Source organism: Pseudomonas sp. SWRI68, from assembly GCF_014269165.1.
Taxonomy (GTDB): Bacteria; Pseudomonadota; Gammaproteobacteria; order Pseudomonadales; family Pseudomonadaceae; genus Aquipseudomonas; species Aquipseudomonas capeferrum.
The window spans coordinates 78,850-99,281 of record NZ_JABWRU010000004.1 but is presented as its reverse complement, the minus strand read 5'-3'; the positions used below and the strand labels follow the sequence as shown (position 1 = coordinate 99,281).

Below are 20,432 nucleotides of genomic sequence, written 5' to 3'. Positions count from 1 at the left end.
CTAGCGGTGCAGCTCGGCCTGCGCCTGGGCCGCTTTGCCCTGCCCTGCCCGCGGCTTGCACCACAGCAGGTAGGACGCGACCAGGAACACCACCCAGACCACACCCACCAGCAGGGCTGCCTGAGTGTCCGGGAAGTAACCGAGCACGCCAAAGATGAACACCATGAACGCGATGGCCATGGCTGGGCCATAGGGCCAGAACGGTACCGGGAACTTCAGCTGGGCGGCTTCCTCGCGGCTCATGCTGCGGCGCATGGCCACCTGGGTGAGCAGGATCATCAGCCACACCCACACGGTGGCGAAGGTGGCGATCGAGGCAATCAGCAGGAACACGTTCTCGGGGATCAGGTAGTTGAGCACCACGCCGATCAGCAGCGCCGCGCCCATCACCACCACGGTCATCCAAGGCACACCGTGCCGGGACAGCTTGCTGAACCCGCGTGGCGCGTGGCCTTGCTGGGCCAGGCCGTACATCATGCGGCCCGCGCCGAAAATGTCGCTGTTGATGGCCGAAATGGCAGCGGAAATCACCACGACGTTGAGCACTGCCGCCGCCGAACCAATCCCCAGGTTGCTGAAGATCTGCACGAACGGGCTGCCTTCGCTGCCGATTTGCGGCCACGGGTACAGGCACATCAGCACGAACAGGGTCAGCACGTAGAACAGCAGGATACGCAGCGGCACGGCATTGATGGCCTTGGGAATGACCCGCTGTGGGTCCTTGGCCTCACCGGCAGTGACGCCGATGATTTCGATACCACCGAAGGCGAACATGACCACTGCGAAGGAGGCGATCAGGCCACCGACACCATTAGGCATGAAACCGCCGTGCTCGACCAGGTTGCTCAACCCGACCGCATGCCCGGTGCCGACCTGGCTGAAGCCGAAGGCCATGATGCCGAGGCCGGCAAGGATCATCGCGACGATGGCGCCGACCTTGAGCAGCGACAGCCAGAATTCCATCTCGCCGAACACCTTGACGTTGCACAGGTTCAGGCCGCCGATCAGGAAGACGATGCCCAGCACCCAGACCCAGCGGGCCACTTCAGGGAACCAGAAGCCCATGTAGATACCGAAGGCCGTCACGTCGGCAATGGCGACGATGACCATCTCGAAGGCGTAGGTCCAACCGAGGATGAAGCCGGCCATGGGGCCGAGGTAGGTGGTGGCGTAGTGCCCGAAGGAGCCGGCGACCGGGTTGTGCACGGCCATCTCGCCAAGGGCGCGCATGACCATGAACACGGCGGCGCCGCCGATCAGGTAGGCCAGCAGCACTGCTGGGCCGGCCATCTGGATGGCCGAGGCAGAACCGTAGAAAAGCCCGGTACCGATAGCGGAGCCGAGCGCCATGAAACGGATGTGTCGGGCCGACAGCCCGCGCTTAAGACCTTGAGCTTGTTGCATGTCACGTCCTAATTTTGTTTTTGTGGTCGTGAGATCGAGGGGGCCGCGTTGCAGCCCTTTCACGGGTCAAGCCCGCCCCCACAGGTTCAGATCTGTGTGGGCGGGCTTGCCCCGCGAATGGGCCGCAAGGCGGCCCCAGAGGCATCACAGGCTAGGCAGAACCCCAGCTGGCAGCAGCCCGCTCAGGCTGCCTTTAGCCAGCAGCTCGACGGCCTTCTCGATATCCGGCGCAAAGAACCGGTCGCGGTCGTAGTGCGGCACTTCGCTGCGCAGCGCTCGGCGTGCCTGCTCCAGCTTGGCCGAGGTCTTCAGCCCCTTGCGCAGGTCCAGGCCCTGGCAGGCGCCCAGCCATTCGATGGCCAGCACGCCACGGGTGTTCTCGGCCATTTCCCACAAGCGCTTGCCGGCGGCCGGGGCCATCGACACGTGGTCTTCCTGGTTGGCCGAAGTGGGCAGGCTGTCGACGCTGTGAGGGTGCGACAGGGCCTTGTTCTCGCTGGCCAATGCGGCAGCGGTCACCTGGGCAATCATGAAGCCAGAGTTGACCCCACCGTTTTCCACCAGGAACGGCGGCAGCTGGGACATGTGCTTGTCCATCATCAGCGAGATGCGGCGCTCGCTCAGCGAGCCGATTTCGGCGATGGCCAGGGCCAGGTTGTCAGCGGCCATGGCCACCGGTTCGGCGTGGAAGTTGCCGCCTGAGATCACGTCGCCTTCGGCAGCGAACACCAGCGGGTTGTCCGACACCGCGTTGGCCTCGACGCCCAACACTTCGGCAGCCTGGCGCAACTGGGTCAGGCAGGCGCCCATGACCTGCGGCTGGCAGCGCAGCGAGTACGGGTCCTGGACCTTGTCGCAGTTCTTGTGCGACTGCGACACTTCGCTGGACTCGCCCAGCAGGTCGCGGAAGCAGGCGGCGGTGTCGATCTGGCCACGCTGGCCACGCACGGCATGCACCCGTGCATCGAACGGCGAACGCGAGCCCAGCGCCGCTTCCACGGTCAGGCCACCGCAGGCAATGGCGGCGGCGTACAGGTCTTCGGCGTAGAACAGCCCGCGCAAGGCGTAGGCCGAGGAAGCCTGGGTGCCGTTGAGCAGGGCCAGGCCCTCTTTGGCCGCCAGGGTCAGTGGCTCCAGGCCGGCAACGGCCAGCGCTTCAGTGGCCGACAGCCACTGGCCCTGATAACGCGCCTTGCCTTCGCCGAGCAGCACCAGCGACATGTGCGCCAGCGGTGCCAGGTCACCGGACGCACCGACCGAGCCTTTGAGCGGAATGTGTGGGTAGACTTCGGCGTTGACCAGGGCGATCAGCGCATCGATCACCTTGCGGCGAATGCCGGAGAAACCACGGCTGAGGCTGTTGATCTTGAGCACCATGATCAGCCGCACCAGGTCGTCGTCCAGCGGCGCGCCGATGCCGGCGGCGTGGGACAGCACCAGCGAACGCTGCAGGTTTTCCAGGTCATGGCTGGCAATGCGGGTCGAAGCCAGCAGGCCGAAACCGGTGTTGATGCCGTAGGCGGTACGGTCTTCGGCAAGAATCTGTTCGACGCAGGCAACGCTGTCGTTGATCGGCTGGTCGGCGCTGGCATCCAGGCGCAGGCGCACGGGTGCGGCATGGATCGCGCGCAGCTGGGCCAGGGTCAGGGTGCCAGGCTTGAGGGTCAGTTCGGTCACTTCGCTACTCCATTCTGTCGGGGCCCGCAGGCCCCTTCTTGTTGTTCAGTATCACTCAAAGTGCAGCGATCAGCCCGTGATCATTGGCAGGTCAAGGCCTTGCTCTTTGGCGCAGTCGACGGCGATGTCGTAGCCGGCGTCGGCGTGGCGCATGACACCGGTGGCCGGGTCGTTGGTCAGCACGCGGGCGATGCGCTCGGCGGCTTCATCGGTGCCGTCACAGACGATGACCATGCCCGAGTGCTGCGAGAAGCCCATGCCTACGCCGCCGCCGTGGTGCAGCGAAACCCAGGTGGCGCCGCTGGCGGTGTTGAGCAGGGCGTTGAGCAGCGGCCAGTCGGAGACAGCGTCGGAGCCGTCACGCATGGCTTCGGTTTCACGGTTGGGGCTCGATACCGAACCGGAGTCCAGGTGGTCGCGGCCGATGACGATCGGCGCCGACAGCTCGCCGCTGCGTACCATTTCGTTGAACGCCAGGCCCAGTTTGGCGCGAAGGCCCAGGCCGACCCAGCAGATACGCGCTGGCAGGCCCTGGAAGCTGATGCGCTCGCGGGCCATGTCCAGCCAGCGGTGCAGGTGGGCGTCGTCGGGGATCAGTTCCTTGACCTTGGCATCGGTCTTGTAGATGTCGTCGGCTTCACCTGACAGCGCGGCCCAGCGGAACGGACCCACGCCGCGGCAGAACAGCGGGCGGATATAGGCCGGCACGAAGCCAGGGAAGTCGAAGGCGTTGGCCACGCCCTCTTCCTTGGCCATCTGGCGAATGTTGTTGCCGTAGTCGAAGGTCGGGATGCCTTGCTTCTGGAAGTCGAGCATGGCTTGCACGTGCACGGCCATGGACTGCTTGGCGGCCTTGACCACGGCAGCCGGTTCGGTCTGCGCACGGTCGCGGTACTGCTCCCAGGTCCAGCCGGCCGGCAGGTAGCCGTTAAGCGGGTCGTGGGCGCTGGTCTGGTCGGTGACCATGTCTGGGCGCACGCCACGTTTGACCAGCTCCGGCAGCACTTCAGCGGCGTTGCCGTGCAGGGCGATGGAGATGGCCTTGCCTTCGGCGGTGTACTTGGCGATGCGCGCCAGGGCGTCGTCGAGGTCGGTAGCCTGCTCGTCGACATAGCGGGTTTCGAGACGGAAATCGATGCGGCTCTGCTGGCATTCGATGTTCAGCGAGCAGGCACCGGCCAGGGTCGCGGCCAGTGGCTGGGCACCGCCCATGCCGCCCAGGCCCGCGGTCAGTACCCACTTGCCTTTGAGGCTGCCACCGTAGTGCTGGCGGCCGGCCTCGACGAAGGTTTCATAGGTACCCTGGACGATGCCCTGGCTACCGATGTAGATCCAGCTGCCGGCGGTCATCTGGCCGTACATGGCCAGGCCCTTGGCATCCAGTTCGTTGAAGTGTTCCCAGTTGGCCCAGTGCGGCACCAGGTTGGAGTTGGCGATCAGCACGCGCGGGGCGTTGCTGTGGGTCTTGAACACGCCGACCGGCTTGCCCGACTGCACCAGCAGGGTTTCGTCGTCTTCCAGGCGGGTCAGGGTCTCGACGATCTTGTCGTAGCAGGCCCAGTTGCGGGCGGCCCGGCCGATACCACCGTAGACCACCAGCTCCTTGGGGTTTTCCGCGACCTGCGGATCGAGGTTGTTCATCAGCATGCGCAGCGGCGCTTCAGTCAGCCAGCTTTTGGCGGTCAGCTTGTTGCCACGTGGGGCACGGATTTCAACGTCACGGTATTTGTTGTTGTCGGTCACGGGAAGGGTCCTCTGCGGTCGTCCGCGGGCAGGTGTGTCGTGGTCAATATACAAACACACCTTTACTTGTATGTACAAGCATGGACAACCAAAATAATTGGACCTCTGCGTTGGAAACCAGAAAAAGCTGGGGCCGCTGTGCGGCCCCGGCTATCTCAACGTGAAATCAGTTCGATCAGGCAAAACCGCCCCTGAACCTCCAACCCCACCAGCGCGTCGTTACCCTCAAGCCGCAAGCAGTCATGCAACCCCAGCCGCTGCACCTCACCCCCAGCCAACTGCGCCTCGACCTGGTTACTGGCGGCGAACAACAACACCGTCGACGCCGAACTGAACAGCCGGGTGGTGCCATCGAACCACTGCAAGCGCGCGCGATAGCGCTGTGGCGCGTAGATCAGGTTGAAATCACGAATCGCCCCACCCAGCAGCTTGCAACTGACCTGGCTCTCGCCTGCGAAGGCAAACGCGTCGTATGGCAACAGCGGCCGGCTGGCCTGCCCGTCGACCAGCAGGCGCATGCCATCGCCCTGCAGCACCGTGATGATCCGCTGGTAACCGGCGAACGACGAGAAACCGCCAGACTCTTCGATATCGGCAATCGACAGGCGCCAGCCGAACCCTTCGAGGCCTTCGCCGCTGTCGCGGGTGATTTCCTCGGTGAAGCCGCCCCCGTTCTTCCATGGCATGCGCGGGTAGCCCTGCGCACGCAACACCTGCAATTGGCTCATTTGCTGAATCGTCCTTCCAGGCGATGACGGGAACCGGGGTGGATCAACCGCGCGGCTGTGACCGGCTGGCGGCCGGACCAGGTGCGGCGGCGAATCAGCAGGCAAGGCTCGCCCCGTTCGATCTGCAGCAGCTGGCACTCGTGCGGCTCGGCCAGAATCGCCTCGACCACGTGCTCACCCTCGGTCAGCGGCGCGACCTGGGACAGGTAGGCGTAAGGCGTTTGCCGGGTGAAGTCCTGCTTGAGGTAATCGGGCGCGATCGCCGCATTGACGTAGCGGTCCTCGATTTGCACCGGTATGCCATTTTCGTAATGCACGATCAGCGAATGGAACACCCGCTGGCCTTCGCGCATGTCCAGCGCCAGGGCACGCTCGGAGCCGGCGGCCTCCTCGGCGAGGATGACCACCTGGCAGCTATGCTGGTGGCCACGCCCGGCAATCTCGTCGGCGATGTTGTTGACTTCGAACAGCGCCGAACGGCTCTTGGGTTCGGCGACGAAGGTACCGACCCCTTGCATGCGCACCAACAGCCCTTCGGCCGTGAGCTCGCGCAGGGCGCGGTTGATGGTCATGCGGCTGAAGCCCAGTTGGCTGACCAGCTCGCTCTCTGAAGGGACCCGGTGATGAGGCGGCCAGCTGCCGTTGTCGATCTGCTGGATGATCATCTGTTTGACCCGCGCGTACAGCGGCGCCGGGCCCTCGCCCATCTGGGCAACCAGCACGGAGACAGGAGGTGTCGGCACGGCGTTGGATCCTTGTGCGATTGAATGAGCGGTAGCTTGCCGCAGTTTACCCGGCAGGCAAACGCCTGTATATGTATATACAAGTTAACAATAACAGGATTTCACCGATGTCCGCCTACTTCGCCGAACGCGCCCTGCTGCCCAATGGCTGGGCCAGCAATGTCCGAATCGAGGTCGCCAGCGATGGCAACATGACGCGCATCGAGCCCGGCGCTTCGGCCGACGGTGCCGAACGGCTGGCCGGGCCGCTGCTGCCCGGCATGCCCAACCTGCACTCGCATGCCTTCCAACGGGCGATGGCAGGGTTGGCGGAAGTGGCGGGCAACCCCAACGACAGCTTCTGGACCTGGCGCGACCTGATGTATCGCCTGGTTGGCCAGATCACCCCAGAGCAGTTGCAGGTCATCGCCCGCCAGCTGTACATCGAGATGCTCAAGGCCGGCTACACCTCGGTGGCCGAATTCCACTATGTGCACCACGACTCGGCAGGCAAGGCCTACGCCGACCCCGCCGAGCTGTCCCGGCGCATCAGCGCCGCGGCAGCCAGCAGCGGCATCGGCCTGACCTTGCTGCCCGTGCTGTACAGCCACGCAGGCTTCGGCGGCCAGGCGCCCACCGAAGGGCAACGGCGTTTCATCAACTCTACCGAGCAGTACCTGCGCCTGCAGGAACAACTCGCGCCACTGCTGGGCGCGCAACCGGCACAGCAACTGGGCCTGTGCTTCCACTCGCTGCGCGCAGTCACCCCAGGGCAGATCGCCAGCGTGCTGGAAGCCGGCAACCCAAATAGCCCGGTGCATATCCACATTGCCGAACAACAGAAGGAAGTCGACGATTGCCTGGCCTGGAGTGGCCTGCGCCCGTTGCAGTGGCTGTACGAGCATGTCGAGGTGGACGCGCGCTGGTGCCTGGTTCACGCCACCCACGCCGAAGCCGATGAAGTCGCCGCCATGGCCCGCAGCGGCGCGGTGGCAGGGCTGTGCCTGACCACCGAGGCCAACCTGGGCGACGGTATCTTCCCGGCGGTTGACTACCTGGCGCAAGGTGGGCGCATGGGCATTGGCTCGGACAGCCATGTGTCGCTCAGCGTGGTGGAAGAACTGCGCTGGCTTGAGTATGGCCAGCGCTTACGCGATCAGCGGCGCAACCGGCTGTACCGCGGTGACCAGCCGATGGTCGGGCGCACGCTGTATGACGCAGCCTTGAGCGGCGGTGCCCAGGCGCTTGGCCAGGCGATCGGTGAACTGGCGGTGGGCAAGCGGGCCGACTGGCTGGTGCTCGATGGTCAAGACCCGTACATCGCCACGGCAGATGGCGATGCCATTCTCAATCGCTGGTTGTTCGCAGGCGGCGACCGCCAGGTGCGCGATGTGATGGTCAACGGCCAGTGGGTCGTGCGCCAGGGGCGGCATGCCCAGGAAGAGGAAAGCGCACAAGCGTTTGTCGAGGTCTTGCGCCAACTGCTGGGTTGACCGTGTGTGTGTGTAGGAGCGGCCTTGCGTCGCGAAAAGGGCCGCAAAGCGGCCCCATCGATACCAGCGGCGACGCTAAAGCCTGGGGCCGCTGCGCGCCCCTTTTCGCGACGCAAGGCCGCTCCTACACCACCACCACCACCACATGCAAGCGCGTGCGGGGTCAATGGCTTTTGACGATCTGCTGGTCAGCCGTGCGCCAGATCAGCCGGCTGGTGTCATAACCCTGCTGCCGCGCCTTGGATAGCAAACTCTCGCGCTGCCAGGCCGGCAGGCTTGGCGTGCGCGACAAGATCCACAGGTACTTGCGGTCCGGGCTGCCGACGATCGCCGTGTGGTAACGCTCGTCCACGTAGAGAATCCAGTACTCACCCCTGGCCACGCCCGGTACCAGGCGGGTGAACCAGTTGTCGAACTCGACCCACAGCTTGTCGGTATGCCCAGGCTCCTGGATGTTGGCATGCCCTTCTGCGCGCAACCATTCATCACCCAGGGTACGGCAGCGGTTGAGCACGCCGTAGGAGCCGTCTGATTTGAGGTTGTAGTGGGCCTCGGACTGCTCGCAGCCTTGCTGATAGCGCATCGGCAAGCGCGCCAGCTCATACCATTTGCCCTGGTAACGCTTGAGGTCGACGTTGCCGGCGGTCTTCGGTGCCAGCGGGTCATGCGCAGAGCTGGCGCAACCGCCCAGCAGCATCACCAGGCATAACCCCAGCAGCAGGTGCAGACGCCTCATTTAAGGCCCTGCCCTGAGTACATCAGCACCTTGTCAGCCGCGTACTGCACGCTGATGAAGCTCTTCTCGTCCCCCCAGGTACAGCTGCTCATGCCCAGCGCGCCGGAGCACTCGGCAGGCGTGCCGAGCAATTGCTCGACCTCGGCCTTGTTCATGCCGGCCTTGAGCTTGGAATAGTTTTCCTGGTTGATCTTGCTGCACGCGGTCAGAACGACGCACAAGGACAACAGGGCGAGGGAACGCAACGACATGAGGACACTCCTGGACAGGGGATACAGGCGAGTGGCCTGCAGTGACCTTCGACGAGAAAATCCCTCCCTGGTTCCCTGCCCTCCCCCCTTTCCACCTACACCATTGGTCGGGTAGCCAATGGCGGCATAAAAAAACCGCCGCTGCGGGTGCAGTGGCGGTTTTTTGCTACGTCAGGGCTGCGTGGCAGGCCGATGAATCTCAGAACCTGGACCCAGGCTCCAGCAAAAAGTCCATCTCTTCACTGGTACTCGGCCGTTCCAGCATCAGGTTGCGGTGCGGGAAGCGCCCGAACCGAGCAATCACCCGCTGGTGCTGCTCGGCATAGTCGAGGAACCCCTCGAACAAGCGCCGATGAGCCTCGGGCTGCTCGTCCAGCAGTACCTGGTAACGCTCGACGCACAGGTTCTGCCAGTCCAGCACCTCGGCATGCTCCAGCACCAGCAGCACGAACACCCGCTGGATCGGCAGCAGCTGGTAATCCCAGCCTTTCTGCAGGCCCTGCATGGCCACCACCTGGGCACGCCGGTCGCCCTCGAAGGCGCGCGACGTGTCGCGGTGGATCATGCGCGGCAGCTGGTCCAGCAGGATCAGCAGGCCGAGCCAGCCTTGCGGGCTCTGCTGCCACTCGTCGAGCCCACCCGCCAGGGCATGCTCGACCAGGTCGCCAAACAGCGCCTGAGCTTCGGCATCGTGATGCTTGCCGAACCACAGCGTGCTCTTCTCGTCAGCCACGGCCTGGGGGCTGGTGCCCCAACCGAACCACCACTCCAACAACGGCTGCCAAGGTGCGAGCATGACTTACTCCTTGTGATACGCGGTGACGCGCTCGACCTCTTCCTTCGAGCCCAGAATGACCGACACGCGCTCGTGCAGGCTTTGTGGCTGAATGTCGAGGATACGATCGTAACCATTGGTGGATGCGCCGCCAGCCTGTTCGATGATGAACGACATCGGGTTGGCCTCGTACATCAGGCGCAGCTTGCCCGGCTTGCTCGGGTCGCGAGCGTCGCGCGGGTACATGAACAGACCGCCACGGGTCAGGATGCGGTGCACGTCGGCTACCATCGAGGCGATCCAGCGCATGTTGTAGTTCTTTTTCAGCGGGCCAGTCTCACCGGCCAGCAGCTCATCGACGTAGCGCTGCACCGGGGCTTCCCAGTGACGCTGGTTGGACATGTTGATGGCGAACTCGGCGGTGGTTGCCGGTACCTGGATGTTCTCGTGGGTCAGCACGAAGCTGCCCAGCTCACGGTCCAGGGTGAAGCCCTTGACGCCATTGCCCAGGGTCAGGATCAGCATGGTCTGCGGGCCGTAGATGGCATAACCGGCGGCGACCTGCTCGGTGCCTGGCTGCAGGAACGCGTTTTCGTTGAGGGTTTCGTTCTGGCTCAGGTACTCGTTGGGGCAACGCAGTACCGAGAAGATGGTGCCGACCGAGACGTTGACGTCGATGTTCGACGAACCGTCCAGTGGGTCGAAGACCAGCAGGTAGGCGCCTTTAGGGTACTTGCCCGGGATCTGGTAGGCGTTGTCCATTTCTTCGGAAGCCATGCCGGCCAGGTGGCCGCCCCACTCGTTGGCCTCCAGCAGGATATCGTTGGAGATCACGTCGAGCTTCTTCTGCACTTCACCTTGAACGTTCTCGGTGCCCATGCTGCCCAGTACGCCGCCCAGGGCGCCTTTGGACACGTGGTGGCTGATCTCTTTGCACGCGCGCGCCACCACTTCGATCAGGAAGCGCAGATCGGCAGGGGTATTGTTGCTGCGGGTCTGCTCAATCAGATAGCGACTCAGGGTAACGCGGGACATGTATGGCTCCGAAATGGAAAGGGGGAGAAAAACCCCCGCAGTTTACAGGGAGAGTGCGATGCTAGCGAGCAATGAGACTCGCCTGGGCTGTCTGACGGCACAATAGGTCGGTAGTTCAGCCGTGGCCAGGCCGGCTGTCGAGTGGGGCCGCTATGCGGCCCTGGTAAGTCAGTCCAGTGCTTTCCAGATGTCGGTGGCATACTCGCGAATGGTTCGGTCCGACGAGAACCACCCCATCCGCGCCGTGTTCAGCACCGCCATGCGCCACCATTCCTGCGGCGTGTGCCACAGCTCATCGACCCGCCGCTGGGCATCCCAGTAGGCGTCGAAATCGGCGCACACCAGGAAACGGTCATAGGCCACCAACCCGTCGATCAGCCCGGTATAACGCGAAGGGTCATCGGGCGAGAACACCCCGCTGCGAATGGCCTGGAGCACATCGTTCAAGCGATTGGACGCCGCAATCGCCGCACTGGCGCCAAAGTCTCCGGCGCGCCGGCGCGCCTCGACCTGCTGCGCCGTGAGGCCGAAGATGAACATGTTGTCGGCCCCCACCTGCTCGCACATCTCGACGTTGGCGCCGTCCAGGGTGCCGATGGTCAGCGCGCCATTGAGGCCGAACTTCATGTTGCTGGTGCCTGACGCCTCGTAACCTGCCGTGGAGATCTGCTCGGACAAGTCTGCCGCCGGGATGATGCTTTCGGCCAGGCTGACGTTGTAGTTGGGCAGGAATACCACTTTCAGCAGGCCACGCACGGTGGGGTCGTTGTTGACCACACGGGCGATGTCGTTGGCCAGCTTGATGATCAGCTTGGCCTGGTGGTAGCTGGCCGCAGCCTTGCCGGCGAAGATCTTCACCCGTGGTACCCAATTGGTACCGGGGTCGTTGCGAATGGCCTGATACAGCGCCACGGTGTGCAGCAGGTTGAGCAACTGGCGCTTGTACTCGTGGATGCGCTTGACCTGCACATCGAACATCGCCTCGGGGTTCACCGTAACGCCGATACGGTCCTGGATGATGCTGGCCAGGGCGCGCTTGCTGTGCAGGCGCTGGGCGGCGAACTGCTTGCGGAAGCTGCTTTTGTCAGCAAAGGGCACGAGGTTGGCCAGCAGCCCTTCAGGGTCATCCTTGAGCTCGGGCCCAAGCGCCTCGACCAGCATCTCGGTCAGTGGCGGGTTGGACTGGAACAGCCAGCGCCTGAAGGTGATGCCGTTGGTCTTGTTGTTGATCCGCTGCGGGTACAGCTTGTGCAGCTCGGCGAACACCGTGCTCTTCATCAGCTGGCTGTGCAGTGCCGACACACCGTTGACACTGTGCGAGCCGAGAAACGCCAGGTTGCCCATGCGCACCCGGCGGCCGTTGTCTTCTTCGATCAGCGACACGGCCCGCAACACGTCGAAGTCGTGCAGCCCTTTCGCGCGCAGGGCGTCGATATGGTAGGCGTTGATCAGGTAGATGATCTGCATGTGCCGCGGCAGCATGCGCTCCATCAGCGCCACCGGCCAGGTTTCCAGTGCCTCCGGCAGCAAGGTGTGGTTGGTGTAGGCCAGCGTGCCGACGGTCAGCTCCCAGGCGGTATCCCAAGGCACTTCGTGCTGGTCGACCAGCAGCCGCATCAACTCAGCCACGGCGATCGAGGGGTGGGTGTCGTTGAGCTGAATGGCGGCGGCATCGGGCAGGTTGAGCAGGCTGTCATGCATGTTCAGGTGGCGGCGCAGCAAGTCCTGCAGCGAAGCCGAAACGAAGAAGTACTCCTGGCGCAGGCGCAGCTCCTGCCCGGCTTCGGTACTGTCGGCCGGGTACAGCACGCGCGAAATGCTCTCGGCGCGCGCCACTTCGGCGACCGCACCCAGGTGGTCACCGGCGTTGAAGCGCTCCAGGTGCAGCTCCTCGAGCGCCCGCGCCCGCCACAGGCGCAAGGTATTGACGCTGGCGCCACGCCAGCCGACCACCGGCGTGTCATAGGCCACCGCCCGCACCGTCTCGCCGGGCGACCACACCTGCCGTTGCTGGCCTTGGGGGTCCTGCACGGTCTCGACGCTGCCGCCGAAACTGATCGGGTAGATCACCTCGGCGCGCTCGAACTCCCAGGGGTTGCCGAAGTCCAGCCAGTTCTCGGTCTGCTCCTGCTGCCAACCATCGACCAGCGCCTGGCGAAACAGGCCGTGCTCGTAACGGATACCGTAGCCATGGGCGGCAATGCCCAGGGTCGACATGCTTTCCATGAAGCAAGCCGCCAGGCGCCCCAAGCCACCATTGCCCAGTGCGGCATCCGGCTCCAGCAGGCGGATGCGCTCCAGGTCGACGTCCAGGCCGTCGAGGGCTTCGCGGGCGATGTCGAGCAAACCCAGGTTGCTCAGGCTGTCATACAGCAGCCGCCCGATGAGAAATTCCAGGGAAAGGTAATAGACCCGTTTCTGACTGCGCCTGTAGGCCTGACGAGTATGGTCCATCCAGTGATCGACCATGTGATCACGCGCCGCCAAGGCAATGGCTTCGAACCAGTCATGGTCGAAGGCATGCTCGGGGTCCTTGCCGACCGCGTAGGTCAGCTTATCCAGCACAGCGGCGCGAAAATCGGCCACCTCGGCGTCACGTGCTTTGGGTTCCTGGGACATGCGGCATCCTCGGGCAAGTAGACGAATACGGAGGGAGATTGATGAGACTAGACCCTTCGACAGGGACTGACAGTACCTGTTCGCAGTTTTCATGCCTGATGAAGGAATCAGGCAAAAGGTTGTTCACAAATTGAACAACTCCGGTATGATCGCGCGCCCCAAGACCGTGATTCACCCCCATAACGATGAAAACGACCCTGATTGCCGCGGCCGAAGTCGACCGCCTGGAAACCTGGCAACGCTATGCCAGCCACATGTGCGGTGGCTGCCACTCGACCTGCTGCACGCTGCCCGTGGAAGTGAAGATCAAGGATCTGATCCGCATCGGCGTGGTCGACGAGTTCGAAAAAGACGAACCACCGAAAAACGTGGCCAAACGCCTGCAGAAGGAAGGCATCATCGAGCGCTTCAACCAGAAGTCGGGCATTTTCACCCTGACCCGGATGAGCAACGATGACTGCATGTATCTGGACCGCAAGAGCCGGCTGTGCACCATTTATGACAAGCGGCCAGATACCTGCCGCAACCACCCCAAGGTCGGGCCACGGCCTGGGTACTGTGCTTACAAACCGAAGGTGGTCGGCCGTTGACGATCCCAGAGAGACTGAATAGAATTTGACCCGTCTCGATGTACACGGAGCTTCCTTTGGAAGTGTCTAGACGCCGCCACCTGGTTCCGGCCGTGCCGGTTGATGAGAGAAATCTCTAAGGGCATCCGCGATACGACCCCCTTTATTGGGGGTTTCGTATTTCTACAGGCAGCTATCGCCTTACTGGTCGTCGAATCGGCTCACCTCTCAGCTTCTTCACAATCAATAGCCAACCTTTTATTTTTTCATGTCGCTTGAGCCGCATTGGACGACTGGAAGGGTGGTCAGGGTCGCGTATGTAGGCGCTTTCAACGTGTACCCTGAGGCTTCGAGCCGACTCGCGGCGTAGATTGAAATACACCTCGTAATGGCTACCTTCCGGATACCCAAGCTGGTACCCCTCCAATGTCAGCCAATTGCTATGCCCCGTGAACAGGCATTGCCGGTCAGCCAGCGAAGCCATGATGCTCGGCAGTTGGATGGATAGCGTGTACCGCCTAGGGCAGAACGCACGGCAGACGCCCCTGTGATCAATCAACAGGTGATCGTGCCCCATCTCGTCAAAATCCAGCTCAACACCCTGCTTCGGACCATAGCTGACACAGTGGCTTGAGTACTCAATAGCAAGCGTTACTGCTTGAACGCCCTGAACGGCAAGCCCTGGAATGACAATTTGATGTGAACTGGAGCGTAGGTGTAACAGGCTCCAGGTGGCCCCACCCACATCAAACCGGCCGCGTGCCAAGTGCTCTTTCCATCCCTTGCCCTTCATCATTTGCCCCATGAAATAATTCAAAAGGCAGCGTACTGGGGGGGTGTGCTATTGCCAAAAACTCCTTAGTAAGCAATTACTTCCAGTGAAACATGGTGAAAAAGACACAAAAAAACGCCCCCGGCCTTTCGACCGGGGGCGTTTTCATTCAGCCAGAGCTAACTCAGCTGTTCTTGGCTTTCTTGGCAGCGCGGGTACGCTCGCTTTCATCCAGGATCTTCTTGCGAAGACGGATGGACTTCGGCGTTACTTCGCACAGCTCGTCTTCCTGGATGTATTCCAGAGCCTGTTCCAGGGTGAAGCGAACAGGTGGAACCAGCGCGATGACTTCGTCTTTACCCGAAGCACGCATGTTGTCGAGCTTCTTGCCCTTGGTAGGGTTGACGCCCAGGTCGTTGTCGCGGCTGTTCTGGCCGACGATCTGACCGTTGTAGATCTCTTGACCGTGCTCGACGAACAGCTTGCCACGCGCCTGCAGGGTTTCCAGCGAGTAGGTCAGCGCCTTGCCGGTTTCGACCGAAACCAGTACGCCGTTCTGACGGCCGGACATGTGGCCAGACTTCACGGTGTCGTAGCGATCAAAGATCGAAGTCAGGATGCCTGCACCGTTGGTCAGGGTCAGGAACTGGTTACGGAAACCGATCAGACCACGCGCCGGGATGTTGTATTCAAGGCGTACACGGCCTTTGCCATCCGGGACCATGTTGGTCAGGTCGCCTTTACGCAGACCCATTTCTTCCATGACCTTGCCCTGCGATTCTTCAGGGATGTCGATGGTGACGTTCTCGAACGGCTCTTGCTTGACGCCGTCTACTTCGCGAATGATGACTTCCGGGCGGCCCAGGGCCAGTTCGAAGCCTTCGCGACGCATGGTTTCGATCAGTACCGAGAGGTGCAGCTCACCACGGCCCGAAACCTTGAACTTGTCTGGGGAGTCGGTTTCTTCAACGCGCAGGGCAACGTTGTACAGCAGCTCTTTGTCCAGACGGTCCTTGATGTTACGGCTGGTGACGAACTTGCCTTCCTTGCCGCAGAACGGCGAGTCGTTGACCTGGAAGGTCATCGAAACGGTAGGCTCGTCAACGGTCAGCGGCTTCATCGCCTCAACGGCAGTCGGGTCGCACAGGGTGTCGGAGATGAACAGCTCGTCGAAACCGCTGATGCAGACGATGTCGCCAGCTTGGGCTTCTTCGACGTCGACGCGGTGCAGACCGTGGTGGCCCATCAGCTTGAGGATACGGCCGTTACGCTTCTTGCCGTCGGCGTCGATGGCGACAACCGGGGTGTTAGGCTTGACGCGACCACGGGCGATACGGCCAACACCGATCACACCCAGGAAGCTGTTGTAGTCCAGTGCGGAGATCTGCATCTGGAACGGGCCGTCACGGTCAACAGCTGGCGCTGGAACGTGGTCGACGACAGCTTGGTACAGGGCAGTCATGTCTTCGCCCATTTCGGCGTGGTCCAGACCGGCAATGCCGTTCAGGGCCGAGGCGTAGACCACTTTGAAGTCCAGCTGCTCGTCGGTAGCGCCGAGGTTGTCGAACAGGTCGAAGATCTGGTCCAGAACCCAGTCAGGACGCGCGCCCGGACGGTCGACCTTGTTGATCACGACGATCGGCTTCAGGCCGGCTTCGAAGGCCTTCTTGGTCACGAAGCGGGTTTGCGGCATAGGGCCGTCCTGGGCGTCGACCAGCAGCAGCACGGAGTCGACCATCGACATTACACGCTCAACCTCGCCACCGAAGTCGGCGTGGCCGGGGGTGTCGACGATGTTGATGTGGTAGCCGTTCCAGTTGATGGCGGTGTTTTTCGCCAGAATGGTAATACCGCGCTCTTTTTCCTGGTCGTTGGAGTCCATGACGCGCTCGTCGTTGAGCTCGTTACGCTCCAGAGTGCCGGACTGACGCAGGAGTTTGTCGACCAACGTGGTTTTACCATGGTCAACGTGGGCGATGATGGCGATGTTACGCAGATTTTCGATCACAAGTGTATCTCGATCAGAGGATTCGGTTGCCGCCTAGTCTAGGCGACCAATATGTAAGGTATAAGGCTCAGCAGGGCCGGCGGTCGGGAGGGCGATGGCGGATGCTGCCGCCATACAGCCCTGGCGTCTTATGCCGGACGATAAACACGCACATTGGCATGTCCCTCACTGAGCAGGTGGTGTGCGTGCAGACGGCTCATCACACCCTTGTCGCAATACAGCAGGTACTGGCGAGTTTCATCCAGCTGCTTGAAGCGACTATTGATTGCATAAAACGGCATCACCTGGACTTCGACGCCCTCGATCACCAAGGGTTCGTCTTCCTGAGCATCGGGGTGACGGATGTCGATGACGATCTGGCCAGGCAGCGCTTCGCGAACTTCTTCTACCTCGATGTCTTTGCCCAGCTCGTCGATCACGTGGTCGATCGAGATGAACTTGGCGCGTTCGAGGGCGCGCTCCAGCACGGCCATGTCGAATTGCTTTTCTTCATGCTCCATGCGGTGGCGCTTGGCGTGGGTGGTCGGGTTTACCGAGATCACGCCGCAGTATTCAGGCATGTGCTTGGCGAAATCGGCGGTGCCGATTTCGGTGGCCTGGTCGATGATGTCCTGCTTGTGGCTGGCCAGCAGCGGGCGCAGTACCAGCTTGTCGGTCGCCGAGTCGATGATCGACAGGTTCGGCAAGGTCTGGCTGGAGACCTGGGAAATCGCCTCGCCGGTGACCAGCGCTTCGATCTGCAGGCGGTCGGCCATATGGGCAGCGCCGCGCAACATCATGCGCTTGAGGGTCACGCCCATGTAGCTGTTGTCGACCTTGTTGAGAATCTCGCCGACCACTTCTTCAAACGGCACGCTGATGAACAGCACGCGCTGGCTGCTGCCGTACTTCTTCCACAGGTAGTGGGCCACTTCCATCACGCCCAGCTCGTGGGCACGGCCGCCGAGGTTGAAGAAGCAGAAGTGGGTCATCAGGCCACGGCGCATCATCTGGTAGGCCGCCACGGTGGAATCGAAGCCACCCGACATCAGTACCAGGGTTTGCTCCAGGGCGCCCAGCGGGTAGCCGCCGATGCCCTGGTGCTGGTTGTGGATCACGTACAGGCGCTGGTTGCGGATTTCGATGCGCACCAGGACTTCCGGGTTCTTCAGCTCGATGCCGGCGGCGCCGCACTGCTGGCGCAGCTGGCTGCCGACGTAGCGGTCGACGTCCATCGAAGTGAAGTCATGGTGGCCGCCGCGCTTGCAGCGCACGGCAAAGTGCTTGCCCGCGAGCAGATGACCGAAGTGCTGCTTGCACTTCTCGACGATGTCGTCGAAGTCGCCGAGCGGGTATTCCTCTACCTGCAGGAAGTGGGTGATACCCGGGGTGCAGGTGAGGCGCTCGATCATCTCGCGCTGGAGCTTTTCGTCCTCGACGCGGGTGACCACTTCGAGATTATCCCAGACACCATCGACCGCGAGCTCAGGATCGAGATCCTTGAGCACGTTGCGGATGTTCTTGCCGAGCTGACGGATGAAGCGCTTGCGCACCGGCCGGCTCTTGATGGTGATTTCTGGGAAGACTTTGACGATAAGTTTCATTGGTTAACAGCGCGCGCAGGGCCTGCCGAAAATGAGGGGCGCGAATTATAGCGGAAATTGCTCAGGATTTGACCAACTTTTGTACAGAAGGTTTGCTGATGTGGCCAGAGTCAGTATTTGCGCCGCCTGCCCCGGGCCTTTCGCGGGTACACCTACCCCCGCAGGGGTGGATTTGGCCTGTGGCAGCGGCTTTACCCGTCAACAGGCCCTCAAACAAAGCACCACCCTCCACCAGCGCACCAATACAGTGCAACAAGGTGTTTTCTTGCCTCTAATGGGTGCGTTTTTCAGTCATCACCCCTAAGTTAATGCCCGCAAACGCCCCCTTTTATCTCGCCCTCGCCATTTTCGGGCACTGGCATGCAATTTGCTCCCTTGTGAGGCAGGTAAGCTTGGCCGACTATCCGCGCCCGGCAACACCCCTTTTTCCAGGGCAGCGGCCCACCGCGCTCTAGACCATCCGGAGGACAACATGTCGAAGTCGGTTCAACTCATCAAAGATCATGACGTCAAGTGGATTGATCTGCGTTTCACGGACACCAAAGGCATTCAGCACCACGTGACCATGCCAGCGCGTGACGCTCTGGACGAAGACTTCTTCGAAGTCGGCAAGATGTTCGACGGTTCCTCCATCGCTGGCTGGAAAGGCATCGAAGCCTCCGACATGATCCTGATGCCGGTCGACGACACCGCCGTGCTGGACCCATTCACCGAAGAGCCGACCCTGATCATCACCTGCGACATCGTCGACCCGTCGAGCATGCAGGGCTACGATCGCGACCCGCGCGGCATCGCCAAGCGCGCCGAAGAGTACCTCAAGAGCACCGGCATCGGTGACACCGTGTTCGCAGGCCCGGAGCCTGAGTTCTTCATCTTCGACGAAGTGAAGTTCCACTCGGACATCTCCGGCTCGATGTTCAAGATCTTCTCCGAGCAAGGCTCGTGGATGACTGGCGCTGACGTGGAAGGCGGCAACAAAGGCCACCGTCCAGGCGTGAAAGGCGGCTACTTCCCAGTCCCGCCGTTCGACCACGACCACGAAATCCGTACTGCCATGTGCAACGCACTGGAAGAAATGGGCCAGACCGTTGAAGTTCACCACCACGAAGTGGCGACTGCCGGCCAGAACGAAATCGGCGTCAAGTTCAACACCCTGGTGAAGAAAGCTGACGAAGTACAGGCCCTGAAATACGTCGTGCACAACGTTGCCGACGCTTACGGCCGTACCGCCACCTTCATGCCTAAGCCGCTGTACGGCGACAACGGCTCGGGCATGCACGTACACATGTCGATCTGGAAAGACGGCAAGAACACCTTCTCGGGTGAAGGCTATGCCGGCCTGTCCGACACCGCCCTGTACTTCATCGGCGGTATCATCAAGCACGGTAAGGCCCTGAACGGCTTCACCAACCCGTCGACCAACTCCTACAAGCGTCTGGTCCCAGGTTTCGAAGCCCCGGTCATGCTGGCCTACTCGGCGCGCAACCGTTCCGCCTCGATCCGCATTCCTTACGTCGGCAGCCCGAAGGCCCGTCGTATCGAAGCGCGCTTCCCGGACCCATCGGCCAACCCGTACCTGGCCTTCGCGGCCCTGCTGATGGCTGGCCTGGACGGCATCCAGAACAAGATCCACCCAGGCGATGCTGCCGACAAGAACCTGTACGACCTGCCGCCTGAAGAGGCCAAGGATATCCCGCAGGTTTGTGGCAGCCTGAAAGAAGCCCTGGAAGAGCTGGACAAAGGCCGTGCGTTCCTGACCAAGGGCGGCGTGTTCTCCGACGACTTCATCGATGCCTTCATCGAGCTGAAGAGCGAAGAAGAGATCAAGGTCCGTACCTTCGTACACCCGCTGGAATATGAGCTGTACTACAGCTGCTGATCTGATTGGCGCCTGGCGCCGATGACATCACCAAGACGGCCTCCTTCGGGAGGCCGTTTTTGTTTATCGCTGGCCAAATCAGACACCTCCTACAAGCAGAACCTGACCGACTGCGCACAATCAAGTCTCCATCAATAAGGAGGACACCATGGTTCGCGCTACCGGGCAGCTGTGCCCTAAACGCTGAACACAGCAATGCTCTATATTGGTGCATAACAGCTACGAATGCTCTGTCCTGCGGCCCAAAACGGGTCGTAATGAGCGCTCGAACAGCGCTTTCTGGTCCGAATAAGCGCAAAGCCAGGGCTTTCTCAGGTAAATCCGCTTCTTTTCGGAGCCTTGGTTTGTTTCTTGCATTTCTTGAAAGCACAGAGTCTCGCATCAGCGGATCCACAGCGCGCCCAGCTCTGGCCACTTCTGCCAGGCAAGCGCAAAAAG

Annotated in this window: 15 protein-coding genes; 3 read left to right on the top strand and 12 right to left on the bottom strand. The window is 61.9% G+C overall.

The genetic code is table 11. The features are described 5' to 3' along the window. From HU770_RS08580 to hutC, 5 genes are all read right to left on the bottom strand, one after another. Entirely contained in the window at nucleotides 1–1,404 is a 1,404-nt protein-coding gene (locus HU770_RS08580) for an amino acid permease (RefSeq protein ID WP_186652890.1), read from the bottom strand. Between the two features lie 144 nt (nucleotides 1,405–1,548). After that, nucleotides 1,549–3,081, bottom strand: a complete 1,533-nt coding sequence (gene hutH, locus HU770_RS08575; RefSeq protein WP_033701951.1) for a histidine ammonia-lyase — start codon at nucleotides 3,079–3,081, stop codon at nucleotides 1,549–1,551. A gap of 69 nt (nucleotides 3,082–3,150) precedes the next feature. Next, on the bottom strand, nucleotides 3,151–4,824 hold the full coding sequence (gene hutU / locus HU770_RS08570; RefSeq protein ID WP_033701952.1) for a urocanate hydratase: 1,674 nt from the start codon (nucleotides 4,822–4,824) through the stop codon (nucleotides 3,151–3,153). Between the two features lie 155 nt (nucleotides 4,825–4,979). Then, nucleotides 4,980–5,552 (bottom strand): HutD family protein, encoded by a 573-nt coding sequence (locus HU770_RS08565; protein ID WP_186652891.1) that lies wholly within the window; start codon nucleotides 5,550–5,552, stop codon nucleotides 4,980–4,982. Next, nucleotides 5,549–6,259 carry a histidine utilization repressor gene (hutC, locus tag HU770_RS08560; protein ID WP_177326481.1) on the bottom strand — a complete coding sequence of 237 codons (711 nt, stop codon included), beginning with the start codon at nucleotides 6,257–6,259 and terminating at the stop codon, nucleotides 5,549–5,551. Before hutC ends, HU770_RS08565 begins: the two co-directional genes overlap by 4 nt. Before the next feature lie 143 nt (nucleotides 6,260–6,402). On the opposite strand from hutC, the gene HU770_RS08555 reads away from it, so the two are divergent. After that, complete coding sequence (locus HU770_RS08555; protein ID WP_186663485.1) at nucleotides 6,403–7,767, top strand: formimidoylglutamate deiminase; 1,365 nt, start codon at nucleotides 6,403–6,405, stop codon at nucleotides 7,765–7,767. 163 nt (nucleotides 7,768–7,930) lie between these two features. On the opposite strand, the gene HU770_RS08550 is transcribed toward HU770_RS08555, so the two are convergent. The 5 genes from HU770_RS08550 to HU770_RS08530 all read right to left on the bottom strand — a co-directional run bounded on the left by HU770_RS08550 (nucleotide 7,931) and on the right by HU770_RS08530 (nucleotide 13,183). Continuing rightward, on the bottom strand, nucleotides 7,931–8,503 hold the full coding sequence (locus HU770_RS08550; protein WP_033701956.1) for a lipocalin family protein: 573 nt from the start codon (nucleotides 8,501–8,503) through the stop codon (nucleotides 7,931–7,933). Next, on the bottom strand, nucleotides 8,500–8,754 hold the full coding sequence (bamE, locus tag HU770_RS08545) for an outer membrane protein assembly factor BamE (RefSeq protein ID WP_008094623.1): 255 nt from the start codon (nucleotides 8,752–8,754) through the stop codon (nucleotides 8,500–8,502). The genes HU770_RS08550 and bamE overlap by 4 nt, the downstream gene beginning before the upstream one ends. A 199-nt stretch (nucleotides 8,755–8,953) precedes the next feature. After that, nucleotides 8,954–9,550, bottom strand: a complete 597-nt coding sequence (locus HU770_RS08540; protein ID WP_186652894.1) for a DUF924 family protein — start codon at nucleotides 9,548–9,550, stop codon at nucleotides 8,954–8,956. 3 nt (nucleotides 9,551–9,553) lie between these two features. After that, nucleotides 9,554–10,564, bottom strand: coding sequence for a class 1 fructose-bisphosphatase (locus HU770_RS08535; RefSeq protein WP_033701958.1), 1,011 nt, complete (start codon nucleotides 10,562–10,564; stop codon nucleotides 9,554–9,556). A gap of 168 nt (nucleotides 10,565–10,732) precedes the next feature. Continuing rightward, nucleotides 10,733–13,183: a glycogen/starch/alpha-glucan phosphorylase gene (locus HU770_RS08530; protein ID WP_186663484.1), complete on the bottom strand. Its 2,451-nt coding sequence runs from the start codon at nucleotides 13,181–13,183 to the stop codon at nucleotides 10,733–10,735. Nucleotides 13,184–13,368: 185 nt separating this feature from the next. Here HU770_RS08530 and HU770_RS08525 point away from each other — a divergent pair, with 185 nt between their 5' ends. Continuing rightward, nucleotides 13,369–13,773, top strand: a complete 405-nt coding sequence (locus tag HU770_RS08525; RefSeq protein WP_016712459.1) for a YkgJ family cysteine cluster protein — start codon at nucleotides 13,369–13,371, stop codon at nucleotides 13,771–13,773. A 935-nt stretch (nucleotides 13,774–14,708) separates the two neighbouring features. On the opposite strand, the gene typA is transcribed toward HU770_RS08525, so the two are convergent. Continuing rightward, nucleotides 14,709–16,532 carry a translational GTPase TypA gene (gene typA / locus HU770_RS08520; protein ID WP_033701960.1) on the bottom strand — a complete coding sequence of 608 codons (1,824 nt, stop codon included), beginning with the start codon at nucleotides 16,530–16,532 and terminating at the stop codon, nucleotides 14,709–14,711. Nucleotides 16,533–16,660: 128 nt separating this feature from the next. Continuing rightward, complete coding sequence (thiI, locus tag HU770_RS08515; protein WP_186652896.1) at nucleotides 16,661–18,115, bottom strand: tRNA uracil 4-sulfurtransferase ThiI; 1,455 nt, start codon at nucleotides 18,113–18,115, stop codon at nucleotides 16,661–16,663. Nucleotides 18,116–18,587: 472 nt separating this feature from the next. Between thiI and glnA the strand changes: the two genes are divergently transcribed. Further along, a complete protein-coding gene (gene glnA, locus HU770_RS08510) occupies nucleotides 18,588–19,994 on the top strand; it encodes a type I glutamate--ammonia ligase (RefSeq protein ID WP_033701962.1) in 1,407 nt (468 codons plus the stop codon). Nucleotides 19,995–20,432: the final 438 nt, after the last annotated feature.

Excerpts from the sequence above, each read along its gene's own strand:
- HU770_RS08540 (WP_186652894.1), bottom strand. The coding sequence starts at position 9,550 with ATGCTCGCACCTTGGCAGCCGTTGTTGGAGTGGTGGTTCGGTTGGGGC.
- HU770_RS08525 (WP_016712459.1), top strand. The coding sequence starts at position 13,369 with ATGAAAACGACCCTGATTGCCGCGGCCGAAGTCGACCGCCTGGAAACC.
- HU770_RS08550 (WP_033701956.1), bottom strand. The coding sequence starts at position 8,503 with ATGAGGCGTCTGCACCTGCTGCTGGGGTTATGCCTGGTGATGCTGCTG.
- HU770_RS08535 (WP_033701958.1), bottom strand. The coding sequence starts at position 10,564 with ATGTCCCGCGTTACCCTGAGTCGCTATCTGATTGAGCAGACCCGCAGC.
- HU770_RS08580 (WP_186652890.1), bottom strand. The coding sequence starts at position 1,404 with ATGCAACAAGCTCAAGGTCTTAAGCGCGGGCTGTCGGCCCGACACATC.
- HU770_RS08555 (WP_186663485.1), top strand. The coding sequence starts at position 6,403 with ATGTCCGCCTACTTCGCCGAACGCGCCCTGCTGCCCAATGGCTGGGCC.
- glnA (WP_033701962.1), top strand. The coding sequence starts at position 18,588 with ATGTCGAAGTCGGTTCAACTCATCAAAGATCATGACGTCAAGTGGATT.
- hutC (WP_177326481.1), bottom strand. The coding sequence starts at position 6,259 with ATGGGCGAGGGCCCGGCGCCGCTGTACGCGCGGGTCAAACAGATGATC.
- thiI (WP_186652896.1), bottom strand. The coding sequence starts at position 18,115 with ATGAAACTTATCGTCAAAGTCTTCCCAGAAATCACCATCAAGAGCCGG.
- HU770_RS08530 (WP_186663484.1), bottom strand. The coding sequence starts at position 13,183 with ATGTCCCAGGAACCCAAAGCACGTGACGCCGAGGTGGCCGATTTTCGC.
- bamE (WP_008094623.1), bottom strand. The coding sequence starts at position 8,754 with ATGTCGTTGCGTTCCCTCGCCCTGTTGTCCTTGTGCGTCGTTCTGACC.
- HU770_RS08565 (WP_186652891.1), bottom strand. The coding sequence starts at position 5,552 with ATGAGCCAATTGCAGGTGTTGCGTGCGCAGGGCTACCCGCGCATGCCA.